The organism is Vibrio sp. S234-5 (assembly GCF_000960595.1).
Classification (GTDB): domain Bacteria; phylum Pseudomonadota; class Gammaproteobacteria; order Enterobacterales; family Vibrionaceae; genus Vibrio.
This window is the reverse complement of record NZ_JZAM01000219.1, coordinates 43,376-59,909: the sequence shown is the minus strand read 5'-3', so window position 1 is coordinate 59,909 and position 16,534 is coordinate 43,376. Positions and strand designations below refer to the sequence as shown.

Genomic DNA, 16,534 nt, shown 5'->3' with positions numbered 1-16,534 from the left:
GGAGGCGACATGAGTCATTCCTCCGACCAAGCGATCCAGCCCCTATCCGGAGGGGCACTCTTTATCGGCGCGCTCTGTTTGGCGATGGCCAATTTTCTTGCCATTCTCGATACCACCATCGCGAACGTTTCGGTTTCCAATATCGCAGGTAGCCTCGGTACGTCGACCAGTCAGGGCACTTACGTGATTACCTCATATGCGGTGGCTGAGGCGATTTCCGTTCCATTAACTGGCTGGCTCGCGTCGCGTTTTGGATCAATTCGCGTATTTGTCACTTGCTTTATCTTGTTTGGCGTTTTTTCACTGCTCTGCGGTATGGCGGACAGCATGAGCACATTGGTGATGTTTCGTGTTTTTCTTGGCTTCGCGGGTGGCCCTCTGATGCCTTTATCGCAAACCTTGATGATTCGCATCTTTCCCAAGCACAAGAGTCACGCGGCGATAGGCATTTGGAGTATGACCACCTTGATTGCGCCGATAATGGGGCCAATACTCGGTGGGTATTTGTGTGACCAATACAGCTGGCCTTACATCTTCATGGTGAAAATGCCGTTTGCCATCATTGCGGGCTTGTTGTGCTGGAAACTGCTGCAGAGATTTGAAACCAAGACGGCGAAAGCAAAAATCGACAAAGTGGGTCTGCTGCTGTTGGTCGTTTGGGTAGCCGCACTGCAATTGATGTTGGATGAAGGTAAAGATCACGACTGGTTTGAATCGTCTCGAATTATCTTTTTGGCGGTAGTGGCGGTGATTGGTTTTATTGCGTTTCTGATATGGGAACTGACCGAAAAGAATCCCGTTGTAGATCTCAAAGTCTTTCGCCATCGAGGCTACAGCATGAGTATGGTGACGCTTTCCTTGGCCTTTGGTGCTTTCTTTAGCATCTCTGTGTTGACGCCGCTCTGGCTACAAATCTACATGGGCTATACCGCCACCATCTCCGGTTTCGCGACGGCGAAAATGGGCATTTTAGCGGTGTTTTTAGCGCCGATTGTTGCCAACTTGGCTGCAAAATATGATCCTCGACCATTCGTCTTTACTGGGGTGATGTGGCTTGGGCTTTGGACCTTATATCGCAGTTTCGGTTCGGTCGAGATGACCTTCGCCCAGATCAGTTGGCCGCTGTTTTTCCAAGGTATCGGCATGCCGCTGTTTTTTGTGCCGCTGACTGCGATTGCGTTGGGAAGTGTCAAACCGCATGAAATGGAATCTGCGGCAGGACTAATGAATTTTATCCGCACCTTATCCGGCGCGTTTGCCACATCGATGATCAATACCTCGTGGGAGCATGAAACGCGGTATGTTCATGCGGAGTTAGCAGGCTTAACCGATCGCAGTGGTGTGGCGCTACAAGCAATGCAAAATGGCGGAATGAGTGCCGAGCAAGCGCGCTCTAGCATGGATTGGATGCTGCAAGGGCAAAGTGTCATGATCGCGACTAACCAACTGTTTATGGTTATCGCGTGTATCTTTGCGCTGGCCGCTTGCATGATATGGCTAGCGCCTAAGCCCAAACGAGGCGTCGATACCTCGTCGGTACACTGATTCGTCGATTTCACAGACAAAAAAAGCCACATCTTGCGATGTGGCTTTTTTATGAATTTGGCTCCTCCTGCTGGGCTCGAACCAGCGACCTGCGGATTAACAGTCCGTCGCTCTACCGACTGAGCTAAGGAGGAAAGGTCGTGCTAAAAAGCGGGGCGAATGTTACTGATCGAATGATTTCCTGTCAATAGCAAGTCATGTCTGAGACACACATTTTTGCTTTAAAAAAAGCTTTACTTTTCTGTATGCCTTACAGTTCAAAGGCTGAGTTTACTTATCCACCAAAATTGTGGATAAGTGTGTGAGTTAAACTTTAGCAAATAGATTGGGTGGATAATTTAGGTAGTAAACTCTAAAAAATAATGACGAATTGCTAATGTTAATTTAATGATTTTTATCGAATAACTTAAAAATATGACACGGATCCAAGATGTGGCTGAAATGGTTTGCGAGTCGCGGAATAGCAAGAAAACAGACAGAAAGGATCTATTTTGGGGAAAACTTGTGGAAGAATATTTCGCTGTTAAAGCCAGTTAAGCAGCAAAATGGGCGAAGATAATATCAAGTCATTGTCAGGAAATCCAGAAAAAACTCTGTACGGTTTTGCCTAAACGCAGTTCAGGTAAAATCGACAAACGCTTGTTGCACTGTCATTCTCCAGAGATGATGTGTATATTTATACAGCTTTGAATCGCAGCCATCAGAAACGGGGAAGATATGAGCAAAGTATTTGATTTAGTTTCGGAATATGCGCCATCCGGAGACCAACCAAGTGCAATTAAGCAATTGGTCGAAGGATTAGATTCCGGTTTGGCCCACCAAACTTTATTGGGTGTGACGGGATCAGGCAAAACTTTTACTCTAGCGAATGTCATAGCGCAAGCACAGCGTCCCGCGATCCTGTTGGCCCCCAACAAAACCCTAGCGGCTCAGTTGTACGGCGAGATGAAAGCTTTTTTCCCCAACAACGCCGTTGAGTTTTTCGTCTCTTACTACGATTACTATCAACCCGAAGCGTACGTTCCCACCACCGACACCTTTATCGAGAAAGATGCATCCATCAATGCGCATATTGAGCAGATGCGTTTATCGGCCACCAAAGCGCTGCTGGAGCGAAAAGACGCGATTATTGTCGCTTCGGTTTCCGCTATTTATGGTTTGGGCGATCCTGAAGCGTATTTGCAGATGATGCTGCATATTCGTCGTGGTGACGTGATGGAACAACGCGATATTTTACGCCGATTGGCTGAACTGCAATACAGTCGCAACGACATTGCCTTCGAGCGAGGGCAGTTTAGAGTCCGTGGTGAAGTGATTGATATTTTTCCCGCCGAGTCCGATCAAGATGCGGTACGAGTAGAAATGTTTGACGATGAAATTGATTGCATCAGTATTTTTGATCCCTTGACAGGCGTGATTAAGCAGCGTGACATTCCTCGCTTTACGGTTTACCCCAAAACGCACTACGTGACGCCGCGTGATCGCATTCTCGAAGCGATTGAGAATATCAAGAAAGAGTTACTTCAGCGTCAAACCTATTTACGAGAGAACAATAAATTACTCGAAGATCAGCGTATTACCCAACGCACTCAATTTGATATTGAGATGATGCTCGAACTTGGTTTCTGCTCGGGTATTGAAAACTACTCTCGTTATCTCAGTGGACGTTCAGAAGGCGAGCCGCCACCCACCTTGTTTGATTATCTCCCGCATGATGGCTTGCTGATCATCGACGAATCGCACGTGACCGTTCCGCAAATCGGCGCGATGTACAAAGGCGACCGATCGCGTAAAGAGACCTTGGTGGAATACGGGTTTCGCTTGCCATCCGCGCTGGATAACCGTCCTCTGAAGTTTGATGAGTTTGAAGCGCTCGCCCCACAAACCATTTTTGTATCGGCCACGCCCGGTAATTATGAGCTGGAAAAATCGGCGGGTGAAATTGCTGATCAGGTCGTGCGCCCGACAGGATTATTGGATCCGATCTTGGAAGTGCGCCCGGTGTCGACTCAGGTCGATGATCTGCTTTCGGAGATTCGTCTGCGCGCCGTGAAAGACGAACGGGTCCTGGTGACCACGCTAACCAAACGCATGGCGGAAGATTTGACCGAATATCTGCATGAACACGACGTCAAAGTACGCTATCTGCACTCGGACATCGACACGGTTGAGCGGGTGGAGATTATCCGTGACTTGCGCCTGGGTGAGTTTGATGTGCTGGTGGGTATCAACTTACTGCGAGAAGGTCTCGACATGCCTGAGGTGTCGCTGGTGGCTATTCTGGATGCTGATAAAGAGGGGTTCTTACGTTCGGAACGCTCTCTGATTCAAACGATTGGCCGCGCAGCGCGTAACTTAAATGGTAAAGCCATCCTGTACGCGGACAACATCACCAAATCAATGCAAAAGGCGATGGATGAAACCGATCGTCGTCGAGAGAAACAGCAAGCCTACAACGAGCAAATGGGCATCCAGCCGCAAGCGCTAAAACGCAATATCAAAGATATTATGGAACTGGGAGACATAGCCAAGAGCCGCAAGCAGAAGAGCAGCAAAATGGTGCCTCTGTCTAAAGTGGCTGAGCCTTCTCAGACCTACGACATCCTGTCTCCGCAGCAGCTTGAGAAAGAGATCAGTAAATTGGAAGCTCAGATGTACAAGCATGCACGTGATCTGGAATTTGAGTTGGCTGCAGAGAAGCGCGATCAAATTGAAAAGCTGCGTCAGCAATTTATCGCCAATAGCTAAAGGCCCACTTTCAATCTCAGACGCAAAAAAAAGCCAACAGCGTTTTCACTATTGGCTACGGTTGCGAACACGAAGTTCACTAACAACGTCAGTTGGCTAGGTGACCTAAAAGGTCATCCAGCCTTTGCATCGTTTATGCCAATCTTTGTGGTTCTCTTTGCTTGATTTTTGAACATATTTCCGAAAAAGCACGTTTGTAATTTGCAAAATGCATCGCGCAATGCGATTATTGTTCGAAACACAAATAAAACTTGGCTAGATTATGCAACATACTACTGATGCGCCGCGCTCGCGTTACCTTCTCATGGTGGAAGATACTGCGTCTGTCGCGGCTTTATACCGATCCTATTTAACACCATTGGGTATCGACATTAATATTGTTGGTACCGGACGAGATGCGATTGAAAGTCTCAAACACCGAATCCCGGATCTGATCCTGCTTGATTTAAGATTGCCTGACATGACTGGAATGGATGTCCTGCACGCAGTGAAAGCCAGTCATCCCGATGTCCCGATAATCTTTATGACCGCGCACGGTTCGATAGATACTGCAGTCGAGGCGATGCGTCATGGCTCGCAAGACTTCTTGATTAAACCTTGTGAAGCAGACCGCTTGCGGGTCACGGTCAATAACGCCATTCGTAAAGCCAGCAAACTGAAAAATGAAGCTGACAGTCCAGCTAATCAGAATTACCAAGGTTTCATCGGTAGTAGTCAAAAAATGCAGCAGGTGTACCGCACCATAGACTCAGCGGCGAGCAGCAAAGCGAGTATTTTCATCACCGGAGAAAGTGGCACAGGTAAAGAAGTTTGTGCAGAGGCCATTCACGCCGCGAGTCGTCGTGGTGACAAGCCTTTCATCGCCATTAACTGCGCGGCTATTCCCAAAGATTTGATTGAAAGTGAGCTGTTTGGCCACGTAAAAGGTGCCTTTACAGGCGCGGCTACTGACCGGCAAGGGGCCGCAGAATTGGCCGATGGCGGTACGTTGTTTCTTGATGAGCTGTGCGAAATGGATTTGGATTTGCAGACCAAGTTGCTGCGCTTTATCCAAACAGGCACGTTCCAGAAAGTCGGTTCGTCAAAAATGAAAAGTGTTGACGTGCGTTTTGTTTGCGCAACCAACCGCGATCCTTGGAAAGAAGTGCAAGAGGGGCGCTTTCGTGAGGACTTGTACTACCGTTTGTACGTGATCCCACTGCATCTTCCTCCGCTGCGAGAGCGGGGAGAGGATGTGATAGAGATCGCCTATTCTTTACTTGGTTATATGTCTCATGAGGAGGGTAAAAACTTTGTACGTTTCTCTCCACAGGTACTTGATCGATTCAATGAGTACGAATGGCCCGGCAATGTGCGACAGCTACAAAACGTACTGCGTAATATCGTAGTACTAAACAATGGTAAGGAAATTACCATGGAAATGTTACCACCGCCGTTAAATCAACCGTTAGCTCGCAGCGAAAATCGCCTATTCAAAGAGTTAGAGCCGGTTTCTGTAACAGATATCTACCCGTTATGGATGACAGAAAAAATGGCGATTGAGCAGGCGATAAAAGCGTGTGATGGCAATATTCCACGTGCCGCAGGTTACTTGGACGTTAGTCCATCGACTATCTATCGCAAACTCCAGACTTGGAATGGAAAAGAAGAGAGCAGGGCCCGTGATGGAATTACTGAATAAAGAGAAAATCGCTTCGCTCGGTGAAGAGATAGGTCCGGAGAACGTGCCTATATTGCTGGGTATCTTTCTTAACGAACTTGAGACCTACCTCGGGGTACTGTCGGATGCCACTTACAATGACAAAATCACTTACTTGAAAGAGATCAGTCACGCATTAAAAAGCAGCGCCGCCAGTTTTGGTGCCGATGTTCTATGCGACTTTGCCCTAAATTTGGACGGACGAGCGAAACAAAACGACGCATTTGACGAAGTGACCGATGTGCTAGCAATGATTGATGTCTTGCATCAAACCCAGCACGCTTACCAGCGATGGCAAAACGAAGCGTTCTAAGCGTCTAATATAGGATATGGGAATCGAAAACGGCCCTTGATGGGCCGTTAGTGTATTACCCATTAAGCTTGAATCAGTTGCTGTTCAATGGCTAAACGCAATTTATTGCGATCATGTCGCCAATCGTGGTTGGCAGAGGCAAGAGATTGGGTCGCGAAATGCCAATGTTTTTTTAAATCAGGATGTTCAGTATCGCCAAGAATGACATCAATTTTCCGTCCTTGACAAGCACGTTCACACCATTCCAGCTTTTGTTTGAGATCCATTCTTCCTGCTGGGCCATATTCAGGGCTAAGGTTAGCAACGAATATCAGTTTCGCCCTGCTGTTACGTGCAATCGCTTTACCCAGCTCAGGCAAAAGTAAAGGTGGCATAATGCTGGTCAAAAAGCTGCCCGGGCCAAGAATAATTGCATCCGCTTGCTCAAGTGCGACGACGGCTTCCTTCGTGGCTGGCACTTTTGGGGAAAGATCCAAGCGTTTTAAATCGGTGGCCATTTCATCCACGTTGGTTTCTCCTGTGACCCATTTTCCCTCCACCGACAGGGCGGTGAGATCGGACGGGTGCTCAGACATGGGGAGAATATTGACCTCGACTTTGAGCATGTCACGCACAAGATTGATGGCGTCTAAAGGCCGAACAGATAAGTTGTCCAATGCCGTGAGCATCAGATTCCCTAAGTTGTGCCCGTCAAGTTCACCACTGCCTTTAAAACGGTATTCAAACATCATGGAACTGATAGATGGTTCGGTGATGAGCTGGTTAATACAGTTGCGGGTATCGCCCCAAGCGATGCCGCCTTGGCAGTGTCGAATACGCCCGGTTGAGCCGCCGTTATCTGTAGTCGCGACAATACCTGTCGCGTTCCCACCAAAGTCTTTAAGAGCTGCCAAAACTCTTCCTAAGCCATGGCCGCCACCCACTGCGACGACCTTTTTGGAAGTGTGTACGTTCATTCAATTCTTCTTATTTTTTGTCATAACCAACTACAATTTAGAGTATTCGATTCATATCAGATACTCACTAAGTAGTAAATTGTGTATTTAGTGATGTTTTTCTTGGCTAGAGCTAGATTCCACCATAAATATTAAGTATTTTATCTGGCAAAGCTACCCTTATCTTGCTAGATCAAGGGTGCCATAACTCCGAGCTTAACTTGCTAAGTCGTGTTTTGCGATAAGCAGCTTAAGCCAGTGGCAAAAGGCCACAAGGGCGACATTGGAAATGATCTCGCCTCCCGTATTTGGAAAGGTGTTCCGTGGCGCAACAATTTGAAGATACATTTCATCGCAAGTTCTATTACCTGCGTTTGTCGGTGACTGACGTCTGTAATTTTAAGTGCACTTACTGCTTACCTAACGGCTATCAGTCGCACGGGCAAGCGCCTTCGTCTTTTTTATCTGTCCCAGAGATCCGCCGGCTGGTGGCTGCGTTTGCCTCTTGCGGCACAAACAAAGTGCGCATTACAGGTGGCGAGCCTAGTCTGCGTAAAGACTTTTTACCCATCATTGAGAGCATTGCTTCAACCCCGGGTATCGAAAAAGTGGCGATGACCACAAATGGCTATCGGCTTGAGAAGCAGGTCGCGCAGTGGCAAGCGGCAGGGCTGACTCACATCAATGTCAGCGTCGATAGTCTTGATGCGCGGATGTTTCAGCAAATTACCGGTGAGAACAAATTTGCTCAAGTGATGTCAGGTATCGACCGTGCATTTGATGTCGGTTATGAGCAAGTCAAAGTCAACGTGGTATTGATGAAAGGGCTAAATTTACGCGAGTTTCCGGCTTTCCTGCGCTGGATAAAAGATCGCCCAATTCAATTACGTTTGATCGAATTAATGCAAACTGGTGAGATGGACCAACTCTTCAACCAGCATCATGTTTCTGGTGCTGTGATCCGCACTCAACTACTCAATGCAGGCTGGCTGCCGAAAGTGAAAGCCGCTAATGATGGCCCTGCACAGGTTTTTGTTCATCCAGATTATCGGGGTGAAATTGGTCTGATCATGCCCTACGAAAAAGATTTTTGCACCAGTTGCAATCGCTTGAGAGTATCGGCAAAAGGCAAATTGCATCTGTGTTTGTTTGGTGAACAAGGAGTCGATCTGCGTGATCTCTTACACCGTGACGAGCAACGTGACGAACTGATCACTCGCATTGCAGGCGGATTGAAAAATAAAGCCGTCAGCCACTTTCTCCAACAAGGCAACACCGGTGCGACGCCACATTTGGCTTCTATCGGTGGATAATTCCAAACTTCTCGAACTCACCGCCTAAAGGGTGAGCAGACAACTGATTAAATGATATGACAAGGTGAACAAAAATGGGTCACGCTGAAAGTAAATTCCAACCAGCAAATATTGCGGTATTGACCGTGTCAGATACACGTAGCGAAGCAAATGACACTTCTGGTGCGTATTTGGTGGAGAGCGCCAAGGAAGCTGGACATCACATAGTCGATAAGAAAATTGTCATTGACGATATGTATAAGATCCGCGCCATTGTATCTCAGTGGATTGCCGATGAGAGCGTACAGGCCGTGCTTATTACTGGCGGAACGGGCTTTACTTCGCGCGATAGCACGCCTGAGGCGCTCAAGCCATTGTTTGATAAAGAAGTAGAAGGCTTTGGTGAGCTATTCCGTCAAGTATCGTATGAAGAGATCGGTACTTCCACGATTCAATCTCGCGCGATTGCGGGTTTTGCCAACCATACAGTAATTTTCGCCATGCCGGGTTCAACGGGTGCGTGTCGCACGGGCTGGAGCAAAATTATCAAGCAACAATTGGATGCCAGCCATCGTCCGTGCAACTTTATGCCTCATCTGAGTGTATAAAGGAGAGAGTATGAGCCAATTAACCCATATCAATGCCTCGGGCGAAGCCAATATGGTGGATGTGTCGGCCAAAGCTGAAACGGTGCGTGAAGCAAGGGCAGAAGCCTTGGTTCAAATGGCGCCAGAAACGCTGCAACTTATTCTATCCGGCCAACATCATAAAGGTGATGTCTTCGCGACGGCGCGCATTGCCGGTATCCAAGCGGCAAAGAAAACCTGGGATTTAATTCCACTTTGCCACCCTTTGTTGCTGACGAAAGTCGAAGTACAGATCGAAGCCATTGAAACGGAAAATAAAGTTCGTATTGAATCGGTGTGCAAGTTGGCGGGCAAGACAGGCGTTGAAATGGAAGCGTTGACTGCGGCCTCTGTAGCGGCTCTTACCATCTACGATATGTGTAAAGCGGTACAGAAAGACATTGTGATCGGCAATATACGGCTGTTGGAAAAAACGGGCGGCAAATCAGGGCACTTTAAGGTGGATGTATGATCAAAGTTCTCTTTTTCGCGCAAACCCGCGAGTTGGTATGCACGGATTCAGTTGAGCTGCAAGAGCCGTTTGCGAATGTCGAAGCGATTCGCGCTCATCTTGCCTCGCAAACCGGAAAGTGGGCTCTTGCATTGGAAACCGGTAAGCTGTTGGCGGCAGTTAATCAAAGTATTGTGTCATTGGATACTGAAGTAAAAGACGGTGATGAGGTGGCATTTTTTCCACCAGTGACAGGAGGTTAGCCTTGGATTTGCGTGTTTCTGTTCAGTTAGAGGACTTCGATCTCGCCACAGAATATGCCCATCTAGCGCAGGGTAGTGCCGCCGGGGCAGTGGTCACTTTTGTTGGCAAAGTGCGTGATATGAATCTCGGCGACAAGGTGATTGGCTTGTCACTCGAGCATTATCCGGGCATGACCGAAAAGTCACTGAGTGAGATTTGCGATCAAGCGCAAATACGCTGGCCACTATTAGGCGTTCGAGTGATTCACCGAGTTGGTGATCTAGCGCTTGGCGATCAAATTGTCCTAGTCGGCGTGTCCAGTGCGCACCGCAGTGCGGCGTTTGAGGCGTGCGAATTTATTATGGACTTCCTCAAGACCAACGCGCCTTTTTGGAAGAAAGAGAGAACCACTGAGCAAACGCGCTGGGTGGAATCTCGAGAATCGGACAGCAAAGCAGCGCAGCGTTGGCATTCTCCCCAATAATCAACAGACAATGAAAAGCGATGGTCTCGGTCTCATCCATCGCTTTTTTGTATCACGATCACTTTCAGTAATAACATGATCTTAAGTTCACTTTTGTATCTGTGTTGAATCGGTGACATTGTTCACAAGACCACCTTTTCTGACAAAATATTTGCCACAATCTGTTAGACGCCATATGTCATAAATGTTAATTTTTAGCAACATATCTAGCACAAGATGCTGATGTGGAGTTGATTTTTAGATTTATCGACACTTATATCTACGAGTTTTGGTGAGCTGGTCAAGAAACTTCTGCTGAAAACTAAAGCTGTAGTATAAGGTGCTAATATTGTGCGGTTTCCTAAGGATTATTACGTTTTTTGCTACATTTTTATGGCAAATTACTTCAATGATTGCTAATGTGTGCCGCAATCTTTGCGATTATTTAGCTATTTTTGCTTAAAAAACAAGCTAAAAATTCCTAAATCACTGGCCGTTCTGGTGTCTTGCAAAGAAGTCATGGATGCAAATGAAAAACTTGGAGTTTATGCATGTATAAGAACAAAATCACTCAAGCCCTTCTTCTAGGCGCTGGTTTGGCAATGGCTGCCACTTCTACTCTTTCCTTCGCTGCTGATGTTCCAGCAGGTACTAAACTAGCAGCAAAGCAGGAACTGGTTCGTGGTAACGGCACAGAAGTCGCGTCTATCGATCCGCACAAAACGGAAGGGGTGCCAGAGTCAAACGTTATTCGCGATTTACTCGAAGGCTTGGTGAACCAGGATGCAACTGGCAACACTATCCCAGGTGTGGCTGAAAGCTGGGAAACAACAGACAACAAAACCTTTGTTTTCCACCTGCGTAAAAATGCGAAATGGTCTAACGGCGATCCTGTGACTGCTGAAGACTTCGTATACAGCTTCAAACGTGCAGTTGATCCAGCAACCGCTTCTCCATACTCTTGGTACCTAGAGATGACGACGATGGAAAATGCTGCTGACATCATCGCAGGGAAAAAAGACAAAGAAACTTTGGGTGTGAAAGCATTGGATGCAAACACACTGGAGATCAAATTGGAATCAGCGGTTCCATACTTTGTGAAAATGATGGGCCACACTACTGTGAAACCAGTACACCGTGCAACGGTTGAAAAATGGGGCGATCAGTGGACCAAACCTGAACACTTCGTAGGTAACGGCGCATACGTTCTAGATAAATGGGTTGTGAACGAGCGTATGGAGCTAAAACGTAACTCTAATTACTGGGACAATGAGCATACAGTCATCAACAAAGTGACTTACCTGCCAATTGAAAACCAAGTCTCGGAAATGAACCGTTTTCTATCTGGTGAGATTCAGATCACAAACGAATTGCCACTTGAGCACTTCAAACGCCTGAAGAAAGAGCATCCTGAATCGATTCAAGTACAAGGTAACCTATGTACTTACTACTATGGCTTCAACAACCAGAAAGCACCTTTCAATGATGTACGTGTTCGCAAAGCATTGTCTTACGCGATTGACCGTAACATCATCACAGACGCGATTCTTGGTCAAGGTCAGAAACCTGCTTATTTCTTGACCCCAGAAATCACAGCCGGATTCCACCCTGAAATGCCTGCTTATGGCAAGATGACCCAGAAAGAACGTATTGCTGAGGCGAAGAAACTTCTAGCTGAAGCGGGTTACGACAAATCAAACCCTCTAAAATTCACACTGCTGTACAACACTTCAGAAAACCACAAGAAGATTGCAACTGCGGTCCAATCAATGTGGAAAACCACACTGGGTGTTGACGTAGCGCTAGAAAACCAAGAGTGGAAGACTTTCCTAGATACACGTCGTTCGGGTGGATATGACGTAACTCGTGCTGGTTGGTGTGGTGACTACAACGAAGCATCAAGCTTCTTGTCACTGATGCAGTCCAATAACAGCTCAAACGACCAGAAATACCACAGTGCAGAATACGATGCAGTGATGGAAAAAGCGATGAACACCACTTCCGACGCAGAGCGTGAAGCTCTATATGTTGATGCTGAGAAATTACTAGCTCGTGATATGCCACTTGCGCCTATCTATCAGTACGTAAAATCTCGTTTAGTATCTCCAACGGTTGGCGGCTACCCTGCTGGTAACGCGGAAGATAAGATCTACGCTAAAGATCTTTACATCAAAGCTCAATAGTTCTTGAGCATTTAAAACTATAAATATATAGACACTGTATGCGCAGCGCGCATACAGCGTCTTTTAATTTCTATTGTCACAGACTGAAAGAGTGAGTTTATGATTAAATTCATTGCAAAAAGGATATTTGAAGCGATTCCAACTTTGTTGGTGCTAATCACGATATCTTTCTTTCTGATGCGTTTTGCACCAGGTAACCCATTTTCTTCTGAGCGTCCTCTGCCTCCAGAGGTTATGGCTAATATCAACGCGAAATATGGTTTGGATAAACCAGTATCTGAACAATATTTCACCTACTTGACCAATATCTTGCAAGGTGATTTTGGCCCATCGTTTAAATATAAAGATTATTCGGTAAACGAATTGATAGCGAGTGCTTTGCCTGTATCTGCTAAAGTTGGATTTGCAGCATTTATATTTACTGTCATTTTAGGGGTAAGTATCGGTACTATCGCAGCATTAAGGCAAAACACTTGGGTTGACTACTCGATAATGTCGACGGCTATGCTCGGCGTGGTGATGCCTTCTTTTGTACTCGCCCCCGTGTTGATTTATATCTTCTCTATTAATCTGGGGTGGTTCCCAGCCGGTGGATGGTTAGATGGTTCCTTCCACTATATGACACTTCCTGTTATTGGTATGTCGTTGCTATATGTTGCCACCTTTGCCCGTATCACACGGGGTTCAATGATTGAAACTCTAAACAGTAACTTCATTCGTACTGCTCGCGCCAAAGGTTTAAGTTATCGCTACATTGTTATCAAGCATGCCCTGAAACCAGCTATGATGCCTGTAGTGTCTTATATGGGTCCGGCATTCGTTGGTATCATTACTGGCTCTGTCGTCATTGAAACCATCTTTGGGTTGCCGGGCATCGGTAAACTATTTGTTAACGCCGCCTTTAACCGTGACTATTCGTTGGTTATGGGGGTAACTATCTTAATCGGTTTCCTATTTATTATCTTCAATGCGGTTGTGGATATTCTGCTCGCGTATATCGACCCTAAAATTCGCTACTAATTGGACACGGATATTATGTTAACCAAAAAAGCAAACTTAGAAGCGATCGAAAAGTTCTCTGAGAACTTAGAAATTGAAGGTCGCAGTTTATGGCAGGATGCTCGTATTCGTTTTATGCGCAATAAAGCGGCAATGGTCAGCTTGTTCATTCTTTCTTTAATTACTTTGGCCGTTATTTTTGTGCCAATGTTTTCTACTTATTCATACGAAGATACCGATTGGTATGCCATGCATGCAGCGCCAACCGCTGAGCACTGGTTTGGTACAGATGCGCTCGGCCGAGACCTATTGGTGCGTACACTAGTAGGTGGACGCATCTCTCTGATGGTCGGTATCATGGGGGCTCTGGTTGCTGTGCTGATCGGTACGCTTTACGGCGCTGCATCGGGCTTTATTGGCGGACGTACAGATCGCATTATGATGCGTATTCTAGAGATTCTATACGCAATCCCATTCATGTTCTTAGTGATTGTGCTAGTCACCTTTTTCGGCCGCAACATTGTTCTAATATTTGTTGCCATTGGTGCGATTGCTTGGCTCGATATGGCACGTATTGTGCGCGGGCAAACGTTGAGCTTGCGCAGCAAAGAGTTTATTGAAGCAGCACATGTGTGTGGTGTTAGTAACTGGAATATTATTACTCGGCACATTGTGCCAAATGTGCTGGGCATCGTGGCAGTTTACTCAACACTGCTCATCCCAAGTATGATTCTGACAGAATCCTTCCTTTCATTCCTTGGTCTAGGTGTACAGGAACCGATGACAAGCTGGGGTGCCTTGCTGCAAGAAGGCGCGAACACAATGGAAGTCGCTATTTGGCAGCTTCTTTTCCCAGCAGCGTTCATGGTTATTACTCTATTCTGTTTCAACTACGTCGGTGATGGCCTGCGCGATGCGCTCGATCCAAAAGACAGATAAGTAGAATAAAAGATTAAGGAAGCAATGATGAGCTTATTAGATGTCAAAGATCTGCGCGTCGAATTTACCACGCAAGATGGTATCGTCACCGCAGTAAACGATTTAAATTTCTCGCTAAACCAAGGTGAAACCCTAGGTATCGTGGGTGAGTCTGGTTCGGGTAAATCCCAGACGGTATTTGCCATTATGGGCTTGCTGGCGAAAAACGGAAAAATTTCAGGTAGTGCTAAGTTTGAGGGCAAAGAGATCCTCAACTTGCCTGAAAAGAAATTGAACAAAGTGCGTGCAGAGCAGATCGCGATGATCTTCCAAGATCCAATGACGTCGCTTAACCCGTATATGAAGGTGAGCGATCAGTTGATGGAAGTGCTTATGCTGCACAAAGGCATGAGCAAAGCGCAAGCGTTCGAAGAATCTGTGCGTATGTTGGAAGCGGTAAAAATTCCCGAAGCGCGTAAACGTATTACCATGTACCCGCATGAGTTCTCAGGCGGTATGCGTCAACGTGTGATGATTGCGATGGCGCTGCTGTGTCGCCCCAAACTGTTGATCGCGGATGAACCGACCACCGCATTGGATGTGACTGTTCAGGCACAGATCATGGACCTGCTCAATGAACTTAAACGCGAGTTCAACACGGCGATCATCATGATTACTCACGATCTGGGCGTCGTTGCAGGCTCTTGTGACAAAGTGCTGGTGATGTACGCGGGACGTACAATGGAATATGGCACAGTTGACGACATTTTCTATCAACCGACTCATCCGTATGCCGAAGGTCTTTTGAAAGCGATTCCTCGTCTTGATACTGAAGGCGAGATCTTGCCAACCATTCCGGGCAATCCACCCAACTTGCTGCGTTTGCCACCAGGTTGCCCATACCAAGAACGCTGTCATCGCGTGATGGATCACTGTAAACGTGAAGCGCCAATTCTGACGCAATTCGGTGATGGTCGTCAGCGCGCCTGTTTTTCTGATTGGGAGGCTTGGACAAAATGAGTGCACAAGAGAAAAAAATACTACTCGACGTTAAAAATCTGAAGGTTCATTTCAGCATCGCGTCTAAATCGGCTTGGCCTTGGAGCAAGCCTGCGAATCTGAAAGCGGTTGACGGAGTGAACATTCGCCTTTATGAAGGGGAAACGCTCGGCGTGGTAGGCGAGTCTGGTTGCGGTAAGTCGACTTTTGCTCGTGCCATTATCGGTCTTGTTCAAGCGACCGAAGGTGAAGTCGTTTGGCTTGGCCAAGATGTGACCAAGATGAAAGAGGTCAAGCGCCGCGAAACGCGCAAAGACATGCAGATGATTTTCCAAGATCCATTGGCATCGCTTAACCCGCGTATGACGGTTGGTGATATCATCGCTGAGCCTTTAGAAACCTTCTACCCGCAGCTTTCTAAGCAAGATGTGAAAGATCGTGTGAAAGAGATGATGGCAAAGGTTGGCCTATTGCCCAACGTAATCAACCGTTATCCACACGAGTTTTCTGGTGGTCAGTGTCAGCGTATTGGTATCGCTCGCGCGTTGATCTTGAACCCGAAGATGATCATCTGTGATGAACCTGTTTCTGCTCTGGATGTGTCGATACAAGCTCAGGTTGTCAACCTCTTGAAAGAGTTGCAAAAAGAGCTTGGCCTCTCTTTGGTGTTTATTGCGCACGATTTGTCGGTGGTGAAACACATCTCCGATCGCGTATTGGTGATGTACCTCGGTAATGCCGTTGAGCTAGGTAAATCAGAAGCCTTGTTTGCCGATCCGAAACACCCATACACACGAGCGCTGATGTCTGCGGTGCCGATCCCTGACCCAAGGATCGAGCGCAGCAAAACCATCCAGATGTTGGAAGGTGATTTGCCTTCGCCAATCAATCCACCATCAGGCTGTGTCTTCCGTACGCGTTGCCCACAGGCGACCGAAGCGTGTGCTAAAACCAGACCAACCATTCAAGGTACAGATACTCACGCGGTTTCGTGTCTGCACGTTGAAATCTAAGCCATTCAGCCTGTGACGGGCTTAAGCGCGGTATCGTAATGATCCGCGCTTTTTTTGTCTCTGTGTCTGCCTCTCTGATGTTTCAAATTGCACTTCTGTACTTGTTC

15 protein-coding genes, 1 tRNA gene and 1 riboswitch are annotated in these 16,534 nt (G+C 46.9%); of the genes, 14 read left to right on the top strand and 2 right to left on the bottom strand.

The window, feature by feature from the left end; genetic code table 11:
* Positions 1-9: 9 nt before the first annotated feature.
* Positions 10-1,545: a multidrug efflux MFS transporter permease subunit VceB gene (gene vceB, locus UF06_RS12915; protein WP_045570814.1), complete on the top strand. Its 1,536-nt coding sequence runs from the start codon at positions 10-12 to the stop codon at positions 1,543-1,545.
* A 58-nt stretch (positions 1,546-1,603) separates the two neighbouring features.
* On the opposite strand, the gene UF06_RS12910 is transcribed toward vceB, so the two are convergent.
* Positions 1,604-1,679: transfer RNA gene (locus UF06_RS12910), tRNA-Asn, on the bottom strand.
* Positions 1,680-2,262: 583 nt separating this feature from the next.
* Between UF06_RS12910 and uvrB the strand changes: the two genes are divergently transcribed.
* From uvrB to luxU, 3 genes are all read left to right on the top strand, one after another.
* Positions 2,263-4,293: an excinuclease ABC subunit UvrB gene (gene uvrB / locus UF06_RS12905; protein ID WP_045570813.1), complete on the top strand. Its 2,031-nt coding sequence runs from the start codon at positions 2,263-2,265 to the stop codon at positions 4,291-4,293.
* A gap of 262 nt (positions 4,294-4,555) precedes the next feature.
* Positions 4,556-5,974: a quorum-sensing sigma-54 dependent transcriptional regulator LuxO gene (gene luxO, locus UF06_RS12900; RefSeq protein WP_045570812.1), complete on the top strand. Its 1,419-nt coding sequence runs from the start codon at positions 4,556-4,558 to the stop codon at positions 5,972-5,974.
* Positions 5,958-6,305 carry a quorum-sensing phosphorelay protein LuxU gene (gene luxU, locus UF06_RS12895; RefSeq protein ID WP_045570811.1) on the top strand — a complete coding sequence of 116 codons (348 nt, stop codon included), beginning with the start codon at positions 5,958-5,960 and terminating at the stop codon, positions 6,303-6,305. The genes luxO and luxU overlap by 17 nt, the downstream gene beginning before the upstream one ends.
* 62 nt (positions 6,306-6,367) lie before the next feature.
* Here luxU and UF06_RS12890 read toward each other — a convergent pair whose 3' ends face one another.
* On the bottom strand, positions 6,368-7,261 hold the full coding sequence (locus UF06_RS12890; protein ID WP_045570810.1) for a YvcK family protein: 894 nt from the start codon (positions 7,259-7,261) through the stop codon (positions 6,368-6,370).
* Positions 7,262-7,436: 175 nt separating this feature from the next.
* A riboswitch (molybdenum cofactor riboswitch) is annotated at positions 7,437-7,575 on the top strand.
* On the opposite strand from UF06_RS12890, the gene moaA reads away from it, so the two are divergent.
* The 10 genes from moaA (at position 7,564) to oppF (ending at position 16,427) form a co-directional block, all read left to right on the top strand.
* Complete coding sequence (moaA, locus tag UF06_RS12885; protein WP_045570809.1) at positions 7,564-8,553, top strand: GTP 3',8-cyclase MoaA; 990 nt, start codon at positions 7,564-7,566, stop codon at positions 8,551-8,553. It overlaps the preceding riboswitch by 12 nt.
* 74 nt (positions 8,554-8,627) lie before the next feature.
* The gene (gene moaB / locus UF06_RS12880; protein ID WP_045570808.1) at positions 8,628-9,140 is read left to right on the top strand and encodes a molybdenum cofactor biosynthesis protein B; all 513 of its coding nucleotides are present in this window, start codon (positions 8,628-8,630) and stop codon (positions 9,138-9,140) included.
* 10 nt (positions 9,141-9,150) lie between these two features.
* Positions 9,151-9,630, top strand: coding sequence for a cyclic pyranopterin monophosphate synthase MoaC (moaC, locus tag UF06_RS12875; protein WP_045570807.1), 480 nt, complete (start codon positions 9,151-9,153; stop codon positions 9,628-9,630).
* A complete protein-coding gene (gene moaD, locus UF06_RS12870; protein WP_045570806.1) occupies positions 9,627-9,872 on the top strand; it encodes a molybdopterin synthase sulfur carrier subunit in 246 nt (81 codons plus the stop codon). Before moaC ends, moaD begins: the two co-directional genes overlap by 4 nt.
* A 2-nt stretch (positions 9,873-9,874) precedes the next feature.
* Positions 9,875-10,336: a molybdopterin synthase catalytic subunit MoaE gene (gene moaE / locus UF06_RS12865; RefSeq protein ID WP_045570805.1), complete on the top strand. Its 462-nt coding sequence runs from the start codon at positions 9,875-9,877 to the stop codon at positions 10,334-10,336.
* Positions 10,337-10,866: 530 nt separating this feature from the next.
* Entirely contained in the window at positions 10,867-12,498 is a 1,632-nt protein-coding gene (locus UF06_RS12860) for an ABC transporter substrate-binding protein (RefSeq protein ID WP_045570804.1), read from the top strand.
* A gap of 99 nt (positions 12,499-12,597) precedes the next feature.
* The gene (oppB, locus tag UF06_RS12855) at positions 12,598-13,518 is read left to right on the top strand and encodes an oligopeptide ABC transporter permease OppB (RefSeq protein WP_045570803.1); all 921 of its coding nucleotides are present in this window, start codon (positions 12,598-12,600) and stop codon (positions 13,516-13,518) included.
* Positions 13,519-13,533: 15 nt separating this feature from the next.
* Positions 13,534-14,436: an oligopeptide ABC transporter permease OppC gene (gene oppC, locus UF06_RS12850; RefSeq protein ID WP_045570802.1), complete on the top strand. Its 903-nt coding sequence runs from the start codon at positions 13,534-13,536 to the stop codon at positions 14,434-14,436.
* A 27-nt stretch (positions 14,437-14,463) separates the two neighbouring features.
* The gene (locus UF06_RS12845) at positions 14,464-15,435 is read left to right on the top strand and encodes an ABC transporter ATP-binding protein (RefSeq protein WP_045570801.1); all 972 of its coding nucleotides are present in this window, start codon (positions 14,464-14,466) and stop codon (positions 15,433-15,435) included.
* Entirely contained in the window at positions 15,432-16,427 is a 996-nt protein-coding gene (gene oppF, locus UF06_RS12840; protein WP_045570800.1) for a murein tripeptide/oligopeptide ABC transporter ATP binding protein OppF, read from the top strand. The genes UF06_RS12845 and oppF overlap by 4 nt, the downstream gene beginning before the upstream one ends.
* Positions 16,428-16,534 lie beyond the last annotated feature (107 nt).